The sequence below is a fragment of the Streptomyces sp. NPDC001492 genome (assembly GCF_053597275.1).
In genome coordinates this window covers 176,071-193,985 of sequence record NZ_JBSFHW010000017.1, presented here as the reverse complement: position 1 = coordinate 193,985, position 17,915 = coordinate 176,071, and the positions used below count along the sequence as shown (strand labels likewise).

Annotated in this window: 10 protein-coding genes, 1 tRNA gene and 1 rRNA gene; 11 read left to right on the top strand and 1 reads right to left on the bottom strand. The window is 68.9% G+C overall.

What is annotated here, in order from left to right:
* The 3 genes from rrf to ACWC1K_RS22735 form a co-directional block, all read left to right on the top strand.
* A 5S ribosomal RNA gene (gene rrf, locus ACWC1K_RS22745) occupies positions 1 to 95 on the top strand; the annotation flags it as partial.
* A gap of 114 nt (positions 96 to 209) precedes the next feature.
* Complete coding sequence (locus tag ACWC1K_RS22740) at positions 210 to 872, top strand: DegT/DnrJ/EryC1/StrS family aminotransferase (RefSeq protein WP_450833760.1); 663 nt, start codon at positions 210 to 212, stop codon at positions 870 to 872.
* Between the two features lie 96 nt (positions 873 to 968).
* A tRNA-Thr gene (locus tag ACWC1K_RS22735) sits at positions 969 to 1,044 on the top strand.
* 52 nt (positions 1,045 to 1,096) lie between these two features.
* Here ACWC1K_RS22735 and ACWC1K_RS22730 read toward each other — a convergent pair.
* Complete coding sequence (locus ACWC1K_RS22730) at positions 1,097 to 3,850, bottom strand: SpoIIE family protein phosphatase (RefSeq protein WP_450833752.1); 2,754 nt, start codon at positions 3,848 to 3,850, stop codon at positions 1,097 to 1,099.
* A 376-nt stretch (positions 3,851 to 4,226) separates the two neighbouring features.
* Here ACWC1K_RS22730 and ACWC1K_RS22725 point away from each other — a divergent pair, with 376 nt between their 5' ends.
* The 8 genes from ACWC1K_RS22725 (at position 4,227) to ACWC1K_RS22690 (ending at position 17,854) form a co-directional block, all read left to right on the top strand.
* Positions 4,227 to 9,698 (top strand): HAMP domain-containing protein, encoded by a 5,472-nt coding sequence (locus tag ACWC1K_RS22725; protein WP_450833750.1) that lies wholly within the window; start codon positions 4,227 to 4,229, stop codon positions 9,696 to 9,698.
* Positions 9,699 to 9,942: 244 nt separating this feature from the next.
* The gene (locus ACWC1K_RS22720; protein WP_351482375.1) at positions 9,943 to 10,626 is read left to right on the top strand and encodes a response regulator; all 684 of its coding nucleotides are present in this window, start codon (positions 9,943 to 9,945) and stop codon (positions 10,624 to 10,626) included.
* A 124-nt stretch (positions 10,627 to 10,750) separates the two neighbouring features.
* Positions 10,751 to 13,459, top strand: coding sequence for a DNA translocase FtsK (locus ACWC1K_RS22715; protein WP_450833748.1), 2,709 nt, complete (start codon positions 10,751 to 10,753; stop codon positions 13,457 to 13,459).
* 245 nt (positions 13,460 to 13,704) lie between these two features.
* Positions 13,705 to 14,544, top strand: coding sequence for a helix-turn-helix domain-containing protein (locus ACWC1K_RS22710; protein WP_450833746.1), 840 nt, complete (start codon positions 13,705 to 13,707; stop codon positions 14,542 to 14,544).
* A gap of 95 nt (positions 14,545 to 14,639) precedes the next feature.
* Complete coding sequence (rimO, locus tag ACWC1K_RS22705; RefSeq protein ID WP_450833744.1) at positions 14,640 to 16,109, top strand: 30S ribosomal protein S12 methylthiotransferase RimO; 1,470 nt, start codon at positions 14,640 to 14,642, stop codon at positions 16,107 to 16,109.
* Positions 16,106 to 16,828, top strand: a complete 723-nt coding sequence (gene pgsA / locus ACWC1K_RS22700) for a CDP-diacylglycerol--glycerol-3-phosphate 3-phosphatidyltransferase (protein WP_450833743.1) — start codon at positions 16,106 to 16,108, stop codon at positions 16,826 to 16,828. Before rimO ends, pgsA begins: the two co-directional genes overlap by 4 nt.
* Complete coding sequence (locus ACWC1K_RS22695; RefSeq protein ID WP_450833741.1) at positions 16,825 to 17,370, top strand: CinA family protein; 546 nt, start codon at positions 16,825 to 16,827, stop codon at positions 17,368 to 17,370. Before pgsA ends, ACWC1K_RS22695 begins: the two co-directional genes overlap by 4 nt.
* A 109-nt stretch (positions 17,371 to 17,479) precedes the next feature.
* Positions 17,480 to 17,854, top strand: coding sequence for a helix-turn-helix domain-containing protein (locus tag ACWC1K_RS22690; protein WP_450833740.1), 375 nt, complete (start codon positions 17,480 to 17,482; stop codon positions 17,852 to 17,854).
* Positions 17,855 to 17,915 lie beyond the last annotated feature (61 nt).

Here is a 17,915-nt window from a genome sequence, read left to right as displayed (position 1 = left end):
AAACGCCCGGTTACATTCCGAACCCGGAAGCTAAGCCTTACAGCGCCGATGGTACTGCAGGGGGGACCCTGTGGGAGAGTAGGACGCCGCCGAACAATTATTCAAAGGGTTGGACCCTGAACTTCGGTTCAGGGTCCAACCCTTTTTTGTTCTCCGTCACTTGAAGTTCACGTTGCGCAACAACCATCCGAAGCATGGGTACTGCTGCAATGCTCAGGGCCGCCGGCGTCGGAGTCGGTGACGAGGTTGTCGTACCGGCCTTCGGGAACTCCGAGGTCGCTGGGGCCGTCGCCCTCGCCGGCGCACTGCCGGTGTTCGCCGACATAGATCCGCTCACGTACTGCCTTGATCCGGCCGCTGTCGTGGCAGCCATAACTCCGAGGACGGCGGCGGTCGTTGTCGTACACCGCTTCGGTCGGCCGGCCGACATCGCGCGGCTGCACGGTGTGGGGCAGCGGCACGGGCTTCTGGTGCTGGAGCAGGGAGAGTCCGAGGCTCCGTACGACGAAATCGCTCAGCGGAGGGAGCGGGCCGCCTACCTCGACGCCAAGTTGAGGGGGGTGCGGACGCCCGACGGCGGTGACGGGCACACCTATCAGCAGTACGTCGTGCGGGTGCCGGGGAACGGGCGGCCGGATCGGGATGCCTTCGCTCGGGCCGTCCGAGCCAGAGGAGTTGAGTGCCGGGTGCCGGTGAAGACGCCTGTGCACCGGCTGCCGGAATTCCGCCGGTGCGTGTCGTTGCCGGAGACCGAGCGGGCCGCCGACGAGACTCTCGCGCTGCCTGTGGACGCCGCGTTGACCAAGCGGGACATGCAGCGGATCGTGGGCGCATGCAATGCGCTGGGCGGATTGCTTCAGCCTGCTTTCTGAGTGGGCGGTCGGCACCGCAGGACGCGGTTGGAGCACGTGTCTGTTCGGGGTATGATCTATTCCGTTGCCGCGGGGGAAACCTCCTCAAGGCGACAGGCCCCTATAGCTCAGTCGGCAGAGCGTCTCCATGGTAAGGAGAAGGTCAACGGTTCGATTCCGTTTGGGGGCTCCATTCGAAAGGCCCCGCCCAATTGGGCGGGGCCTTTTTTCGTGCTCGCGGTCCCTCAGTCCTTGTGGAGGCCCGGGACCCGCATCGCCAGGATTGCCATGTCGTCGGACGGGGCGTCGGATGCGAAGCGTTCCACCGCGCGCATGATGCGGGCGGCAACCGCGCCGGCCGTCAGGCCCGTGCAGGTGGTGAGGACGTCGGTGAGGCCGTCGTCGCCGAGCATGCGGGTGCCCTCACGGCGCTCGGTGACGCCGTCCGTGACGCACAGAAGGACGTCGCCCGGGTCGAGGGTGACCGTCTGCTCGTAGAGTTCCAGGTCCTCCATGACGCCCAGGAGGGGCTGGGGTTCGGCGGCCGGTTCGACCGTGCCGTCCTGGCGCAGGCGGAGGGGGAGCGGGTGGCCGGCGCAGACCACCTTCAGTTCGGCGCTGCCGTCCTCCTGAGGGCGCAGCTCGCCGTAGAGGAGGGTCAGGAAGCGGCTGCGGGCGCCCTCGTCGAGGATCGCTGAGTTCAGGCGCTCCAGGACCGCCGGGCCGCTGAGGCCCTCGCGGGCCAGGAGGCGGAGCGCGTGCCGGGCGAGGCCCGTGACCGCCGCCGCGTTGGGGCCCGTACCGCAGACGTCGCCGATGGCGAAGCCGTAGGCGCCGTCGCTGATCGGGAAGAGGTCGTAGAAGTCGCCGCCGACCTCGTTGCCCTCGCCGGCCGCGCGGTAGATGACCTCGACCTCCACGCCGTCGATCTCCGGGAGTTCCGGGGGCAGGAGGCTGCGCTGGAGGGACTGGCTGATGGCCGTGCGCTCCGAGTACAGGCGGGCGTTGTCGAGGGCCAGGGCGGCCCGGCGGCTCAGGTCCTCGGCCAGTTCCAGGATTTCCTGGCGGAAGTGTTCGTCGGTGGGCTTGCCGAGGGTCAGCATGCCGATGACCCGGTTGCGCGCCACCAGGGGGAGGACGACGGTTTCGCCGCCCACCGCGGAGGCGGTGGCGAGCGTGGGGCCGATGCTCGAGGCGATCTGGTGGGTCGGACCGCCGCTGAGGCCCAGGCTGCGCATGGAGCTGCGCAGGGCCGCCTGGTGGGCCATCTCGCCGGGGGCCGACCAGACGCGGGCGCCGGGTGTGGGAACCGGGTCGGGCGGCGGGACCTTCGACAGCAGCGACTTGATGCCGTCGATGAGTTCCTCGTCCTCGTGCAGGACGTACGAGAGATACGGCTCCGAGGCCTGGTCGGCGATCGTGTAGACGGCGCACCAGGTGGCGAGGGTGGGGACGGTCATCTGGGCCATCAGGGCCAGCGTCTGGTCGCGGTCCAGGGTGCCTGCCAGGAGGTCGGAGGCCTCGACCAGGAAGCTCAGGGAGCCGCGGCGCAGGCGCTCCAGTTCGCCGAGGCGGGCCGACTCGACGGCCAACGCGATGCGGTCGGCGGCGAATTGGAGGCGCAGGGCCTCTTCGTTCGAGTATCTGCCGGGGCTCTCGGCCGCCACGCCGAGGGAGCCGGTGAGACGGCCCTCGACCTTCAGGGGGACCGTGACGACCGAGCGCATGCCCGTGCCGCTGAGAAGCGGTACGGCGCCCGGTACGGCCGTGAGGTCGTCGTGGACGGCCGGCATGCGGGCCGAGCCGTAGCGGCCGGGGCCCGCCTCGACGGGGACGCGCGCGAAGCGCTGGCGGGCGGAGGGCAGGCCGGTGGAGGCACGGACCTCCAGCTCCGTCTCGTCGTCGGTCGCCAGGAGCAGGAAGGCGGAGTCGGCGTCGAGCATGTCGCGGGCGCGTTCCACCGTGCGCTGGAGGAGGCCGTCGAGGTCGTCCGGGGCCGGAGAGCCGATGAACACCTCGAACGGGTCGGTGCTCTGGCCGTCGGCGTTGGATCCCGTGTCGGAGGAGGGGATGCGCAGCGGGGTCTGCAGGACGGCCCGTTCGTGGTCACGGACAAGGAGGCAGACGGTGGACGGCTCGCCGCCCGTGTCACGTACACGCAGGTGGGAGGCGTACACGGGGGTGACGCGGCCGTTGGCGGCCCTTATGCCGTAGCTGCCCTCCCAGCGGGAGAGCTGGAGGGCCTCCGCGATGCCGGTGCTGGTGCCCGGGGTGTGCGGCCAGGCGGCGAGATCGGTAAGGGGCTTTCCGATCACCTGTTCGGCGGGGTAACCGAAGAGATCCTCCGCGTCCTCGTTCCACGAAGTGATGGAGCCGCTGCGGTCGATCTGGACGACCGCGACGCGGACCCGGCCGTCGGCGAGGGGGAGGAGGTCGGCGGGGAGGGACGGGCCGGCGGCGCGGGTGCCCACGGCGCGTTCGGGGAGGTCGAGCTGGAACCAGACCTGCTTGTGCGTGGGCGTGTACTCGACACCCCAGCGGCCCGCGAGTGCGGCGCACAGCTGGAGTCCCCGGCCGCCCTCGCGGTCCGGGCTGCCCATGTTGACGGGGTGGCCCTGGAGGGGGATCTCGCGCTCCGGATAGCGGTCGGCCACCTCGATCCGTACGCCTTCGTCACTGCGCAGACACAGGACGTCGGCGGAGGTGCCTGCGTGGACGACGGCGTTGGTGACCAGCTCGCTGGTGAGGACCACGGCGTCGTCGACGATGTCGGCGAAGCCCCAGCCCTGGAGGGTGTCGCGGACGAAGGAGCGGGCGGTCGCTACCGATCGTCCGACGGGCTCGAAGCTGGCGGCCGCGCGCGCGGTGATCACAGAACTCCTCGGCCGGTTGTCGACGGGCAGGGCTGCCTGGCCGACCGGCTCGTGCCGCTGATGCGGCAGACCGCCCGTCGGCCGGGGGTCCGGGGGCTGTCCCCCCGGGATCAGTCCGGTGGTCATGTGTGCGGCCGCCCCTCCGATGCCCGCTCGTTCTCGTGCCACCGCCCAGGCCGGACGGACCGGCGCGGCTGGACAGCCGCATGCAAGGTTACTTACCTTCGACGGCCATGCGGATGCCGGTCTGCAGTGTTTCCGCCCAGAGGGTGTGCGGACGATGTGCGAAGCTGCCGAACTGTTATGGCCGGGTTCAGGCAGGGTGAAACACTGGGCAAGCTCCTTGTGAAGGTCCGGGCAGGCTGCGTGACATCCGCATGCAGTGGGCAGCAGCCGGTGGTGCGGCCTGGCACATCGGGCAGAAGCAGGCAGCGGTAACTGGTACGTCGAGCAGTAGTACCGGAGCACAGCAGTAACGGTCGACCCCTGCGGGAGGGACACAGTGGAGTCTGGCGCAGCGACGCGGGGCACTAAAACGCGCGCGAAAGGCGGACAGTCCCTGAACAACCAGCGCAAACCGCGCGGCGGGACGACCGCGGTGGACACGGCTGCTCTGAACAGGCTGCTGGCGGCTCTCGTGTCGATGCGCGACGGGAATTTCCGCAAGCGGCTCACGGTGTCCGGGGACGGCGTGATGTCGGAGATCGCGGCGGTCTTCAACGAGGTGGCCGACCGGAATCTCCATCTGACGGGTGAGCTGTCGCGGGTGCGGCGCATGGTGGGCCGTGAGGGCAAGCTCACGGAACGGCTGGAGACGGGCGCCTACGAGGGCTCCTGGGCGGCCGCCATCGAGGCGTCCAACGCGCTCGTGGACGACCTCGTACGGCCCGTCTCCGAGGTCGGCCGGGTGCTGTCCGCGGTCGCGGAGGGCGATCTCTCGCCCCGCATGGAGCTGCGGACGCAGGCGCCGGACGGGACCGGGCATCCCTTGCGCGGGGAGTTTCTCAAGGTCGGGCGGACTGTAAACAACCTTGTCGATCAGCTGTCGACCTTCACCGACGAGGTCACGCGTGTGGCCAGCGAGGTGGGCACCGAGGGCAAGCTGGGTGGGCAGGCACGCGTGCGTGGCATGTCGGGTTCGTGGAAGGACCTCACGGACTCCGTCAACACGATGGCGTACCGGCTGACGGCCCAGGTGCGGGACATCGCCCTGGTGACGACCGCGGTGGCCAAGGGTGATCTGTCGCGGAAGGTCACCGTTCATGTCGCCGGCGAGATGCTGGAGCTGAAGAACACCGTCAACACGATGGTGGACCAGCTGTCGTCCTTCTCCTCCGAGGTGACGCGAGTCGCCCGTGAGGTGGGTACCGAGGGTGAACTCGGCGGGCAGGCGCAGGTGCCGGGTGTGGCCGGCGTGTGGAAGGACCTCACCGATTCGGTAAACCTCATGGCCGGCAACCTGACGGCCCAGGTGCGCGGGATCGCCCAGGTCACCACGGCGGTGGCCAGCGGTGACCTGTCGCAGAAGGTGACCGTGTCGGCGCGCGGCGAGGTGGCGCAGCTCGCGGACACGATCAACCAGATGACGGAGACGCTGCGGATCTTCGCGGACGAGGTCACGCGTGTGGCCAACGAGGTCGGCGCCGCGGGACAGCTGGGCGGCCAGGCGAACGTGCCGGGCGCGGCGGGTACCTGGAAGGACCTGACGGACTCCGTCAACACGGTGTTCCGGAATCTGACCATTCAGGTGAGGGACATCGCGGCCGTCACGACGGCGGTGGCCAACGGCGACCTCTCCCAGAAGGTCACCGTCGACGTGGCCGGCGAGATGCTGGAGCTGAAGAACACCGTCAACGGCATGGTGGATCAGCTCTCGTCGTTCGGTTCCGAGGTCACGCGCGTGGCGCGCGAGGTCGGCGTCGAGGGTGAGCTGGGCGGGCAGGCGCAGGTGCCGGGCGCGGCAGGAACCTGGAAGGACCTGACCGACTCGGTCAACACCGCATTCCGCAACCTCACCGGGCAGGTGCGCAACATCGCCCAGGTGACGACGGCGGTGGCCAACGGCGACCTGTCGCAGAAGGTCACCGTGGACGTCTCCGGCGAGATGCTCCAGCTGAAGAACACCGTGAACACGATGGTGGACCAGCTGTCGTCCTTCGCCGACCAGGTGACGCGGATGGCCCGGGACGTGGGTACCGAGGGCCGGCTGGGCGGGCAGGCGGTCGTACCGGGTGTGGCGGGTACGTGGAAGGAGCTCACCGACTCCGTCAACGGCATGGCCGGCAACCTGACGGCCCAGGTGCGCAACATCGCCCAGGTGACGACCGCGGTCGCCCAGGGCGATCTGTCCCAGAAGATCGACGTGGACGCGCGCGGGGAGATCCTGGAGCTGAAGAACACCATCAACACGATGGTCGACCAGCTCTCCGGATTCGCCGACCAGGTGACCCGGGTGGCCCGCGAGGTGGGCACCGAGGGCCGTCTGGGCGGTCAGGCGCAGGTGCCCGGCGTGGCAGGCGTGTGGCGGGACCTGACCGACTCCGTGAACGGAATGGCAGGAAACCTTACCGCCCAGGTGCGCAACATCGCCCAGGTCGCCACCGCGGTCGCCCGAGGTGACCTGTCCCAGAAGATCACCGTGGACGCGCGCGGGGAGATCCTGGAGCTGAAGAACACGCTGAACACGATGGTGGACCAGCTGTCGTCGTTCGCGGAAGAGGTCACCAGGGTCGCCCGCGAGGTGGGTACGGAGGGGCAGCTCGGCGGTCAGGCCGAGGTGCAGGGTGTCTCCGGCACCTGGAAGGACCTCACGCAGTCCGTGAACTTCATGGCGAACAACCTGACCATCCAGGTGCGCAACATCGCCGAGGTCACGACCGCGGTCGCCAAGGGCGACCTGTCCAAGAAGATCACTGTTGACGCGAAGGGCGAGATTCTCGAGCTCGTCACGACGGTCAACACCATGGTCGACCAGCTGTCCAGCTTCGCCGAGCAGGTGACCCGGGTGGCCCGTGAGGTGGGCACCGAGGGCATCCTGGGCGGCCAGGCGCACGTGCCGGGTGTCACGGGCATCTGGAAGGACCTCAGCGGCAATGTGAACCTGATGGCCAAGAACCTGACCATGCAGGTGCGCAACATCTCCCAGGTCGCGGCTGCCGTCGCCAACGGCGACCTGACGCGGACGGTGACGATCGAGGCGCGCGGCGAGGTGCAGCAGCTCGCCGACACCTTCAACACGATGGTGAAGACACTGAGTTCGTTCGCCGATCAGGTCACGAAGGTGGCCCGCGAGGTGGGCACGGACGGCATCCTGGGCGGTCAGGCGCATGTGCCGGGCGTGGCGGGCACCTGGAAGGACCTCACCGATTCGGTGAACGGCATGGCGTCCAACCTGACCGGTCAGGTGCGCAACATCGCCATGGTCACCACGGCCATCGCCAAGGGTGATCTGACCAAGAAGATCGACATCGACGCCCGGGGCGAGATCCTCGAGCTCAAGACGACGATCAACACGATGGTCGACCAGCTGTCCAGCTTCGCCGAGGAGGTCACCCGAGTGGCCCGCGAGGTGGGCACGGAAGGACAGCTCGGCGGCCAGGCACGCGTGCGTGACGTCGACGGCACCTGGCGCGACCTCACCGAGTCCGTGAACGAAATGGCAGGAAACCTTACCCGGCAGGTGCGCGCCATCGCGCGCGTGGCGACCGCGGTGACCCGCGGTGACCTGAACCTGAAGATCGACGTCGATGCGTCCGGCGAGATCCAGGAGCTGCAGGACTACATCAACAAGATGATCGCCAACCTGCGTGACACCACGATCGCCAACAAGGAGCAGGACTGGCTGAAGGGCAACCTCGCCCGTATCTCCGCGCTGATGCAGGGCCGCCGCGATCTGCAGGACGTGGCCTCGCTGATCATGAGCGAGCTGACACCCGTGGTCTCGGCACAGCACGGCGCGTTCTTCGTGGCGATGCCGCTGATGGACGGCAAGGACCTGAACGCCGAGGGCGAGGATGCGTACGAGCTGCGCATGCTGGGGTCGTACGGCTACTCGATGGGCTCCATGCCGACGTCGTTCCGGCCGGGTGAGGCACTGATCGGGACGGCCGCCGAGGAGAAGCGCACGATCCTGGTGGAGAACGCGCCCAGCGGCTACCTGAAGATCTCCTCCGGCCTCGGCGAGGCTCCGCCCGCACAAGTGATCGTCCTTCCGGTGCTGTTCGAGGGCAAGGTGCTCGGTGTCATCGAGCTGGCCTCCTTCAATCCCTTCACGCAGATCCAGAAGGACTTCCTCAACCAGATCGCCGAGATGATCGCGACCAGCGTCAACACGATCTCCGTCAACACCAAGACGGAGCAGCTGCTGAAGCAGTCGCAGGAGCTGACCGAGCAACTCCGGGAGCGCTCGGCCGAGTTGGAGAACCGGCAGAAGGCCCTCCAGGCGTCCAACGCCGAACTGGAGGAGAAGGCCGAGCTGCTGGCCCAGCAGAACCGCGACATCGAGGTCAAGAACACCGAGATCGAAGAAGCGCGGCAGGTCCTGGAGGAGCGCGCCGAGCAACTCGCGGTGTCGATGCGCTACAAGAGCGAGTTCCTCGCCAACATGTCGCACGAGCTGCGCACGCCGCTCAACTCGCTGCTGATCCTGGCCAAGTTGCTCGCCGACAACGCGGACTCCAACCTCACCCCGAAGCAGGTCGAGTTCGCCGAGACCATCCACGGTGCCGGATCCGATCTGCTTCAGCTGATCAACGACATCCTCGACCTGTCGAAGGTCGAGGCGGGCAAGATGGACGTCTCCCCGACACGTATCGCGCTCGTCCAGCTCGTCGACTATGTGGAGGCCACCTTCCGGCCGCTGACCGCGGAGAAGGGGCTCGACCTGTCCGTACGGGTGTCCCCGGAGCTGCCGGCCACGCTGCACACCGACGAACAGCGTCTGCTGCAGGTGCTGCGGAACCTGCTGTCCAACGCGGTGAAGTTCACCGACTCCGGGGCCGTGGAGCTGGTCATCCGGCCGGCCGGCCGGGAGGTGCCGGCGGCGATCCGGGAGCAGTTGCTGGAGGCTGGGTCCATGAGTGACCCGGACGCGGACCTGATCGCGTTCTCGGTGACCGACACCGGTATCGGCATCGCCGCGAGCAAGATGCGCGTGATCTTCGAGGCGTTCAAGCAGGCGGACGGCACGACGAGCCGCAAGTACGGCGGTACCGGCCTGGGGCTGTCGATCTCGCGGGAGATCGCGCAGCTGCTCGGCGGTGAGATCCATGCGCAGAGCGAGCCGGGACGCGGTTCGACGTTCACGCTGTATTTGCCGCTGCACCCCAGCGAACTGCCGCCCCAGGGATACCAGCAGGCTCTGCCGACCCTGGACCCCGGCGACCTGGTGGCCGCCTCGGACCTCGCCCAGCGCTCCGAGGTGGAGATCGAGACGCCGGCCGAGGTGAAGTCGTACCGGGAGACTCAGAACGGCGCCGCCGCGCTCTTCAGGCGCCGCCGCAGGTACGGACTCGACGCCGACCACCGGCTGGCGACTCAGGAGCAGTGGTCGGCTGCCGAGCAGGACGCAGCGCCGCAGGTGCACCGCGGCATCCGGTTCGGCGGCCAGAAGGTGCTGATCGTCGACGACGACATCCGCAACGTCTTCGCGTTGACCAGTGTGCTCGAGCAGCACGGGCTGTCGGTGCTGTACGCCGAGAACGGCCGCGAGGGCATCGAGGTCCTGGAACAGCACGACGATGTCGCAGTCGTCCTGATGGACATCATGATGCCCGAGATGGACGGCTACGCGACGACCACGGCGATCCGCAGGATGCCGCAGTTCGCGGGCCTGCCGATCATCGCGCTGACCGCGAAGGCGATGAAGGGCGACCGGGAGAAGGCGATCGAGTCGGGCGCCTCCGACTATGTGACGAAGCCGGTCGATCCCGATCACCTGCTGTCGGTGATGGAGCAGTGGATGCGGGGGGAGTGACGGGAACCATCGATGTTCACGCGGAGTTGCTGACTCAGTGTGGCCGAAGCCGTGTAGAAGTACGGGATTCGGGGAACCTTCTGGTCTCCCGCTACGTTTCTGCTACGTGCACAGTGACATCACGGTGACAGGGTGTGGCGACAGGCGGGGTGCGGCTACGATGACCGGCACAAGGACGGGCGGCGAAAGGGAGTCGTCCCCAGGGGCGGCGCCCGGTGCACATCCGGGGCGAGGAGGGCGGGCCATGGTGCAGAAGGCCAAGATCCTCCTGGTCGATGACCGGCCGGAGAATCTGCTTGCGCTGGAGGCCATCCTCTCTGCGCTCGATCAGACGCTGGTGCGGGCATCGTCCGGGGAGGAAGCGCTCAAAGCACTGCTCACGGACGACTTCGCGGTCATTCTGCTGGACGTCCAGATGCCGGGAATGGACGGTTTCGAAACCGCCGCCCACATCAAGCGGCGAGAGCGGACCCGGGACATCCCGATCATCTTCCTCACCGCGATCAACCACGGTCCGCACCACACCTTCCGCGGGTATGCGGCGGGCGCGGTGGACTACATCTCCAAGCCGTTCGACCCGTGGGTGCTGCGCGCGAAGGTCTCGGTTTTCGTCGAGCTGTACATGAAGAACTGCCAGCTGCGCGAGCAGGCGGCGCTGCTGCGGCTCCAGTTGGAGGGCGGGGGCGGCAAGACCGCGGTCGGCGAGAGCAAGGAGCCCGCGAGCCTGCTCGCCGAGCTGTCGGCGCGGCTCGCGGCCGTCGAGGAGCAGGCCGAGGCGCTGTCGAAGCAGCTCGACGACGAGTCGGCGGATGCGGCGGCCGTGGCGACCGCGGCCCATCTCGAACGCAAACTCACGGGATTGCGGCGGGCGCTGGACGCCTTGGAGCCGGGCGCCGGCAGCGCGTCCTCGGTGTCCTCGCAGAACTGACTTCCGGGCGCGGACCTGTTGCCCATGAGGACGCGTCAGTTCCGCGCCCGCTTCAGGGCGACACGAACGGGTGAAGCAGTGGGCACACGTGTCCGCTGTCGCCTCCACCGGTAACCTCACCTCTATGGCCTCACGTCCCTCCGCTGCCAAGAAGCAGCCCGCGAAGAAGGCGGCGGCTCCGGCGAAGAAGGCCGCTGCGAAAAAGGCCCCGGCGAAGAAGGCCCCGGCCAAGAAAGCCGCGGCGAGGAAGTCGGCGCCCCCGCCGAAGCCTGCCCCGAGCCCGACCGGGGGCATCTACAGGCTCGTCCGCGCCCTGTGGCTCGGCCTCGCGCACGCCGTCGGCGCGGTCTTCCGCGGCATAGGGAACGGCGCCAAGAACCTCGACCCGGCCCACCGCAAGGACGGCGTCGCCCTGCTGCTGCTCGGCATCGCGCTGATCGTGGCCGCGGGCACCTGGGCCGATCTGCGTGGGCCCGTAGGCGACCTCGTCGAGATCCTGGTGACCGGCTCCTTCGGCCGCCTCGACCTGCTCGTGCCGATACTGCTCGCGGTCATCGCCGTGCGCTTCATCCGTCACCCCGAGCAGCCCGAGGCCAACGGCCGCATCGTGATCGGCCTGTCCGCGCTCGTCATCGGGGTGCTCGGTCAGGTCCACATCGCCTGCGGGGCGCCCGCCCGCAGTGACGGCATGCAGGCGATAAGGGACGCCGGCGGCCTCATCGGCTGGGCGGCGGCGACCCCGCTGACGTACACGATGGGCGAGGTCCTCGCCGTACCCCTGCTCGTGCTGCTGACGATCTTCGGCCTGCTCGTCGTCACGGCCACTCCCGTCAACGCCATTCCGCAGCGGCTGCGGCTGCTCGGCGTGAAGCTCGGCATCCTCCACGATCCGGAGGAGGACGAGTTCACCGATGACGAGCAGCGTTACGACGACCAGTGGCGCGAGGCGCTGCCCGCGCGCCCGCGCAGGCGCGGCCCTGCCCCCGAGTCCTACGACCCCGACAGCGCGGAGCAGGAGGCCCTGTCACGGCGTCGTGGCCGCCCGCGGAGGTCGGCGGTGCCGCAGCCCGACATGCAGCGCCCCATGGACGCCGTGGACGTCGCGGCGGCCGCTGCCGCCGCGCTCGACGGCGCCGTCCTGCACGGTATGCCGCCCTCGCCGATCGTCGCCGACCTCACCCAGGGTGTGAGCGTCGGGGACCGCGAGGAGAGCACACCGACCCCCACACCGGCACCGAAGGCCGTGCCGGCCGCGCGCCCCAAGCAGGAGAAGCTGAAGGTCGAGGTCGCGGACCTCACCAAGCCCGCCCCCGAGGCGCCCGGCGACCTGCCGGCCCGCGCCGAGCAGCTTCAGCTCTCCGGTGACATCACCTACTCCCTGCCCTCGCTCGACCTCCTCACGCGCGGCGGCCCCGGCAAGGCACGCAGCGCCGCCAACGACGCGGTGGTCGCGTCACTCACCAACGTCTTCACCGAGTTCAAGGTCGACGCCGCCGTCACCGGCTTCACCCGCGGGCCGACGGTCACGCGCTACGAGGTCGAGCTCGGCCCCGCGGTGAAGGTCGAGCGGATCACCGCCCTGACCAAGAACATCGCGTACGCCGTCGCCAGCCCCGATGTGCGGATCATCAGCCCGATTCCCGGCAAGTCCGCGGTCGGCATCGAAATCCCGAACACCGACCGCGAGATGGTCAACCTCGGAGACGTGCTGCGCCTGGCGGCGGCGGCCGAGGACGACCACCCGATGCTGGTCGCGCTGGGCAAGGACGTCGAGGGCGGCTATGTGATGGCCAACCTCGCGAAGATGCCGCACGTCCTCGTCGCCGGAGCCACCGGTTCCGGTAAGTCCTCGTGCATCAACTGCCTGATCACGTCGATCATGGTCCGCGCGACTCCTGAGGACGTCCGCATGGTCCTCGTCGACCCCAAGCGGGTGGAGCTGACCGCCTACGAGGGCATCCCGCACCTGATCACACCGATCATCACCAACCCGAAGCGGGCCGCCGAGGCGCTCCAGTGGGTCGTCCGCGAGATGGACCTGCGCTACGACGACCTGGCGGCGTACGGCTACCGGCACATCGACGACTTCAACGAGGCCGTCCGCAACGGCAAGGTGAAGCCTCCGGAGGGCAGCGAGCGGGAACTGCAGCCCTATCCGTACCTGCTGGTGATCGTCGACGAGCTCGCCGACCTGATGATGGTCGCCCCGCGCGACGTCGAGGACGCGATCGTGCGCATCACGCAGCTCGCGCGCGCGGCCGGCATCCACCTGGTGCTCGCCACCCAGCGGCCGTCGGTCGACGTCGTCACCGGCCTGATCAAGGCGAACGTGCCCTCGCGGCTCGCCTTCGCCACCTCCTCGCTCGCCGACAGCCGCGTCATCCTCGACCAGCCCGGCGCCGAGAAGCTGATCGGCAAGGGCGACGGCCTCTTCCTGCCGATGGGAGCCAGCAAGCCGACCCGTATGCAGGGCGCGTTCGTGACCGAGGAGGAGGTCGCGGCGATCGTCCAGCACTGCAAGGACCAGATGGCACCCGTCTTCCGGGACGACGTCACCGTGGGCAGCAAGCAGAAGAAGGAGATCGACGAGGAGATCGGCGACGACCTCGACCTGCTGTGCCAGGCGGCCGAGCTGGTGGTGTCCACGCAGTTCGGGTCGACGTCCATGCTCCAGCGCAAACTGCGCGTCGGCTTCGCCAAGGCCGGGCGGCTCATGGATCTCATGGAGTCCAGGGGCATCGTCGGACCGAGCGAAGGGTCGAAAGCTCGTGACGTTCTTGTGAAGGCTGACGAGCTGGACGGCGTGCTCGCGGTGATCCGCGGGGAGGCTTGAGAAAGAGGCTCGCGCGGGTGGGCCACCGATGTCCGATCGTGACTCACCCGTAAGGGATCATTGAGCAACCGTTTCCCGTCCACATACGTCAAGTTGAGGGAAGCGACAATCGCGCACCCCACCATCGGCGTGTCCGGCCATTCCGATGGGCTACAAAGTCCGACCGCCCGGTTGCCCCACCCTTTCGCACCCCCCATAGACTGAACCTGCAGCACAGGTGGCTTAAACGCTCGAAAGGCGCCCCCGTGTCCATCGGCAACTCCCCTGAAGACGAGCGTCCGTTCGAAGGTGATCGCACGGAAGCCCGCCGCTCCATCGGCCATGCCCTCCGGCAGGCACGCATCGCGGCCGGGTTGACCGTCGACGACGTCACCAACGCCACCCGGGTCCGCATCGCCATCGTGCACGCCATCGAGGCGGACGACTTCGCGCCCTGCGGCGGCGACGTCTACGCCCGGGGCCACATCCGGACCCTGGCCAAGGCCGTCCACCTCGATCCGGCCCCGCTGCTCGCGCAGTACGACGCCGAACACGGCGGCCGCCCCGCGCCGACCCCCGCGGCCCCCCTCTTCGAGGCGGAACGCATCCGCCCCGAGCGGCGCGGGCCCAACTGGACCGCGGCCATGGTCGCCGCGATCGTCGCCGTGGTCGGCTTCGTCGGATTCACCGCGTTCAAGGGCGGCGACGACAACGGCGCGAAGACCCAGGTCGCCGAGGGATCCACGCCCTCGACCAGCAAGTCGGCCTCGCCCACGCCCAAGAGCAGCAAGTCCGACATCCCGAAGTCCAACCCCTCGGACAGCGCCATCGCGGCCGCGCCCCAGGACAAGGTGACCGTCCAGGTCAGCGCAGCCGACGGCCGCAGCTGGATCTCGGCGAAGGACCACAACGGCCGGCTGCTCTTCGACGGGCTCCTCAAGCAGGGCGACTCCAAGACCTTCCAGGACAGCGAGAAGATCAATCTCGTCCTCGGCGACGCGGGCGCGATCCAGCTCTACGTCAACGGCAAGAAGATCGAGGACGACTTCCAGCCAGGCGCGGTCGAGCGCCTGACGTATACGAAGGGCGACCCGCAGGTCGGCTGACGGTTGGCTGGCAGGGGCATGTCCACACGGGGTTGGCCAAGATCGGCCAACCCCGTCGACGTGGGCTGTCAGTGAGACAAAGTAGTCTTGAGCGCATGCCTGAACGCCGTACCGTCGCACTCGTCACCCTTGGCTGCGCCCGTAACGAGGTGGACTCGGAGGAGCTCGCAGGCCGCTTGGAGGCGGACGGCTGGGCCCTCGTGGAGGACGCCGCGGAAGCGGACGTCGCAGTCGTCAACACCTGTGGCTTCGTCGAGGCCGCCAAGAAGGACTCCGTCGACGCCCTCCTGGAGGCGAACGACCTCAAGGGCCATGGCAGAACCCAGGCCGTCGTGGCGGTGGGCTGCATGGCCGAGCGGTACGGCAAGGAGCTCGCCGAGGCCCTCCCCGAGGCCGACGGCGTGCTCGGCTTCGACGACTACGCGGACATCTCCGACCGTCTGCAGACCATCCTGAACGGCGGCATCCACGCCTCCCACACCCCGCGCGACCGGCGCAAGCTGCTGCCGATCAGCCCCGCGGAGCGCCAGGACTCCGCGGCCGAGGTCGCGCTGCCCGGGCACGCCCCGGTGGACCTGCCGGAGGGACTGGCGCCCGCCTCCGGGCCCCGCGCGCCCCTGCGCCGTCGGCTGGACGGCGCCCCGGTCGCCTCGGTGAAGCTCGCCTCCGGTTGCGACCGGCGCTGCTCCTTCTGCGCCATCCCGTCCTTCCGCGGCTCGTTCATCTCCCGCCGCCCGAGCGACGTGCTGAACGAGACGCGGTGGCTGGCCGAGCAGGGAGTGAAGGAGATCATGCTGGTCTCCGAGAACAACACCTCGTACGGCAAGGACCTCGGCGACATCCGCCTTCTGGAGTCGTTGCTGCCGGAGCTCGCCGAGGTCGACGGCCTGGAGCGGGTGCGCGTGAGCTACCTCCAGCCGGCCGAGATGCGTCCCGGGCTGATCGACGTCCTGACCTCGACGCCGAAGATCGCCCCGTACTTCGACCTGTCCTTCCAGCACTCCGCCCCGGGTGTGCTGCGGGCGATGCGCCGCTTCGGTGACACGGACCGCTTCCTGGAACTGCTCGACACCATCCGGAGCAAGGCCCCTCAGGCGGGCGTGCGCTCCAACTTCATCGTCGGTTTCCCGGGCGAGAGCGAGGACGACCTGGCGGAGCTGGAGCGGTTCCTCACCGGCGCTCGGCTGGATGCCATCGGCGTCTTCGGCTACTCCGACGAGGAGGGCACGGAGGCGGCGACGTACGACAACAAGCTCGACGAGGACGTCGTCGCGGAGCGGCTGGCACGGGTCTCGCGGCTGGCCGAGGAGCTTGTCTCGCAGCGCGCCGAGGAGCGCCTGGGCGAGACCGTGCAGGTGCTCGTGGAGTCCGTGGACGAGGACGGCGTGTACGGCCGCGGGGCGCACCAGGCGCCGGAAACGGACGGCCAGGTGCTGCTCACGAGCGGCGAAGGTCTGAGCGTCGGCCGTATGGTCGAGGCGAAGGTGGTCGGTACGGAAGGTGTCGACCTGGTGGCCGAGCCGGTGACGGGCTCGCTCGGGTGTAGTGAGGAGGCGGGCAGATGACCGGAGTACCGGCATCGGCGGCGAACGGCTCCTCCAAGGCGGGGCCGCCGAGAGTCGACGGCGCCGATTCCGGGCCGGCCGGCGACGCGAAGCCCGCGCGGGGCGCGAAGGTCGTGGCCGCGGCCGTCAACCAGGCCAGCGTCTGGAACATCGCCAACCTGCTCACCATGCTCCGGCTGCTCCTCGTGCCCGGCTTCGTCGCGCTGATGCTGGCCGACGGCGGATACGACCCCGCGTGGCGCTCCCTGGCGTGGGCGGCCTTCGCCATCGCCATGATCACCGACCTCTTCGACGGTCATCTGGCGCGCACCTACGACCTCGTCACCGACTTCGGCAAGATCGCCGACCCCATCGCCGACAAGGCGATCATGGGGGCGGCGCTGATCTGTCTCTCCTCGCTGGGCGACCTGCCGTGGTGGGTGACGATCGTCATCCTGGGCCGGGAGCTGGGGATCACGCTGCTGCGTTTTCTCGTCATCCGCTACGGCGTCATCCCGGCGAGCCGCGGCGGCAAGCTGAAGACGCTCACGCAGGGCGTGGCGGTCGGGATGTACGTCCTGGCGCTGACGGGCTGGCTGGCCACTCTGAGGTTCTGGGTGATGGCGGCGGCGGTCGTGCTGACCGTGGTGACCGGACTCGACTATGTAAGACAGGCCATTGTGCTGCGCAGGCAGGGAATCGCTGAGCGCAAGGCCGCGTTGGAGGAGACGGAAGCGTGAATTCTCCGGCCGCCGACGTCGTGCGACTACTGACGGTGAGGGGCGAGACCCTCGCGGTCGCCGAGTCACTCACGGGCGGACTGGTTGCGGCGGAAATCACAGCCGCCCCGGGAGCGTCGAAGGCGTTCCGCGGCTCGGTGACCGCCTACGCCACCGAGTTGAAGCACGAGCTGCTGGGCGTCGACGCCACCCTGCTGGCACAGCGCGGAGCGGTGGATCCGCAGGTCGCGGCAGAGATGGCGGCCGGCGTGCGCAAGGCGCTGGGCGCCGACTGGGGCATCGCGACGACCGGCGTCGCGGGTCCGGAACCGCAGGACGGGAAGCCCGTCGGGACGGTTTTCGTCGCCGTGGACGGCCCCTTCGGAGCAGATTCCGGTTCCGCCGGTGGCGGAAAAGTCGAGGCCCTGCGGTTGAACGGCGACCGCGCGGAAATTCGTATGGAGAGTGTACGGAGCGTACTCGCACTGCTCCTGAGGGAGCTTGCGAGCGAACAGTCCGGGAATGAGCTGGCACAGGATACGGAACAGAACGGGGGGTTTTGATGTTTGCAGCCCTGAGTGAACACGACATCGCTCCCCGCACGGCCGCAGCGCGAGGCGGTACGGTGGGGCGTGAAGGATGCGGCTACGCGGTCCGAGGAGGGAGCCACCGATGATTCTGCTCCGTCGCCTGCTGGGTGACGTGCTGCGTCGGCAGCGCCAGCGCCAGGGCCGTACTCTGCGCGAAGTCTCCTCGTCCGCCCGAGTCTCACTCGGCTATCTCTCCGAGGTGGAGCGGGGGCAGAAGGAGGCTTCCTCCGAACTGCTCTCCGCCATCTGCGACGCGCTGGACGTACGGATGTCCGAGCTCATGCGAGAAGTGAGCGACGAGCTCGCCCTCGCCGAGCTGGCCCAGTCTGCTGCGGCCACCGAGCCTGTATCAGCGCCGGTTCGTCCGATGCTGGGTTCCGTGTCGGTGACCGGTGTGCCACCGGAACGGGTGACCATCAAGGCGCCCGCCGAGGCGGTGGACGTGGTCGCCGCGTGACGTTCACGCGTGTGGCTGCGTGAGCCGACGTGCACGTGCAAGGCCCCGGCCGGGGCTTCTC

Coding starts and splice junctions, on each gene's coding strand:
- ACWC1K_RS22740 (WP_450833760.1), top strand. CDS start 210: ATGCTCAGGGCCGCCGGCGTCGGAGTCGGTGACGAGGTTGTCGTACCG.
- ACWC1K_RS22730 (WP_450833752.1), bottom strand. CDS start 3,850: ATGACCACCGGACTGATCCCGGGGGGACAGCCCCCGGACCCCCGGCCG.
- ACWC1K_RS22720 (WP_351482375.1), top strand. CDS start 9,943: ATGGTGCAGAAGGCCAAGATCCTCCTGGTCGATGACCGGCCGGAGAAT.
- ACWC1K_RS22715 (WP_450833748.1), top strand. CDS start 10,751: ATGGCCTCACGTCCCTCCGCTGCCAAGAAGCAGCCCGCGAAGAAGGCG.
- rimO (WP_450833744.1), top strand. CDS start 14,640: ATGCCTGAACGCCGTACCGTCGCACTCGTCACCCTTGGCTGCGCCCGT.
- pgsA (WP_450833743.1), top strand. CDS start 16,106: ATGACCGGAGTACCGGCATCGGCGGCGAACGGCTCCTCCAAGGCGGGG.
- ACWC1K_RS22690 (WP_450833740.1), top strand. CDS start 17,480: ATGATTCTGCTCCGTCGCCTGCTGGGTGACGTGCTGCGTCGGCAGCGC.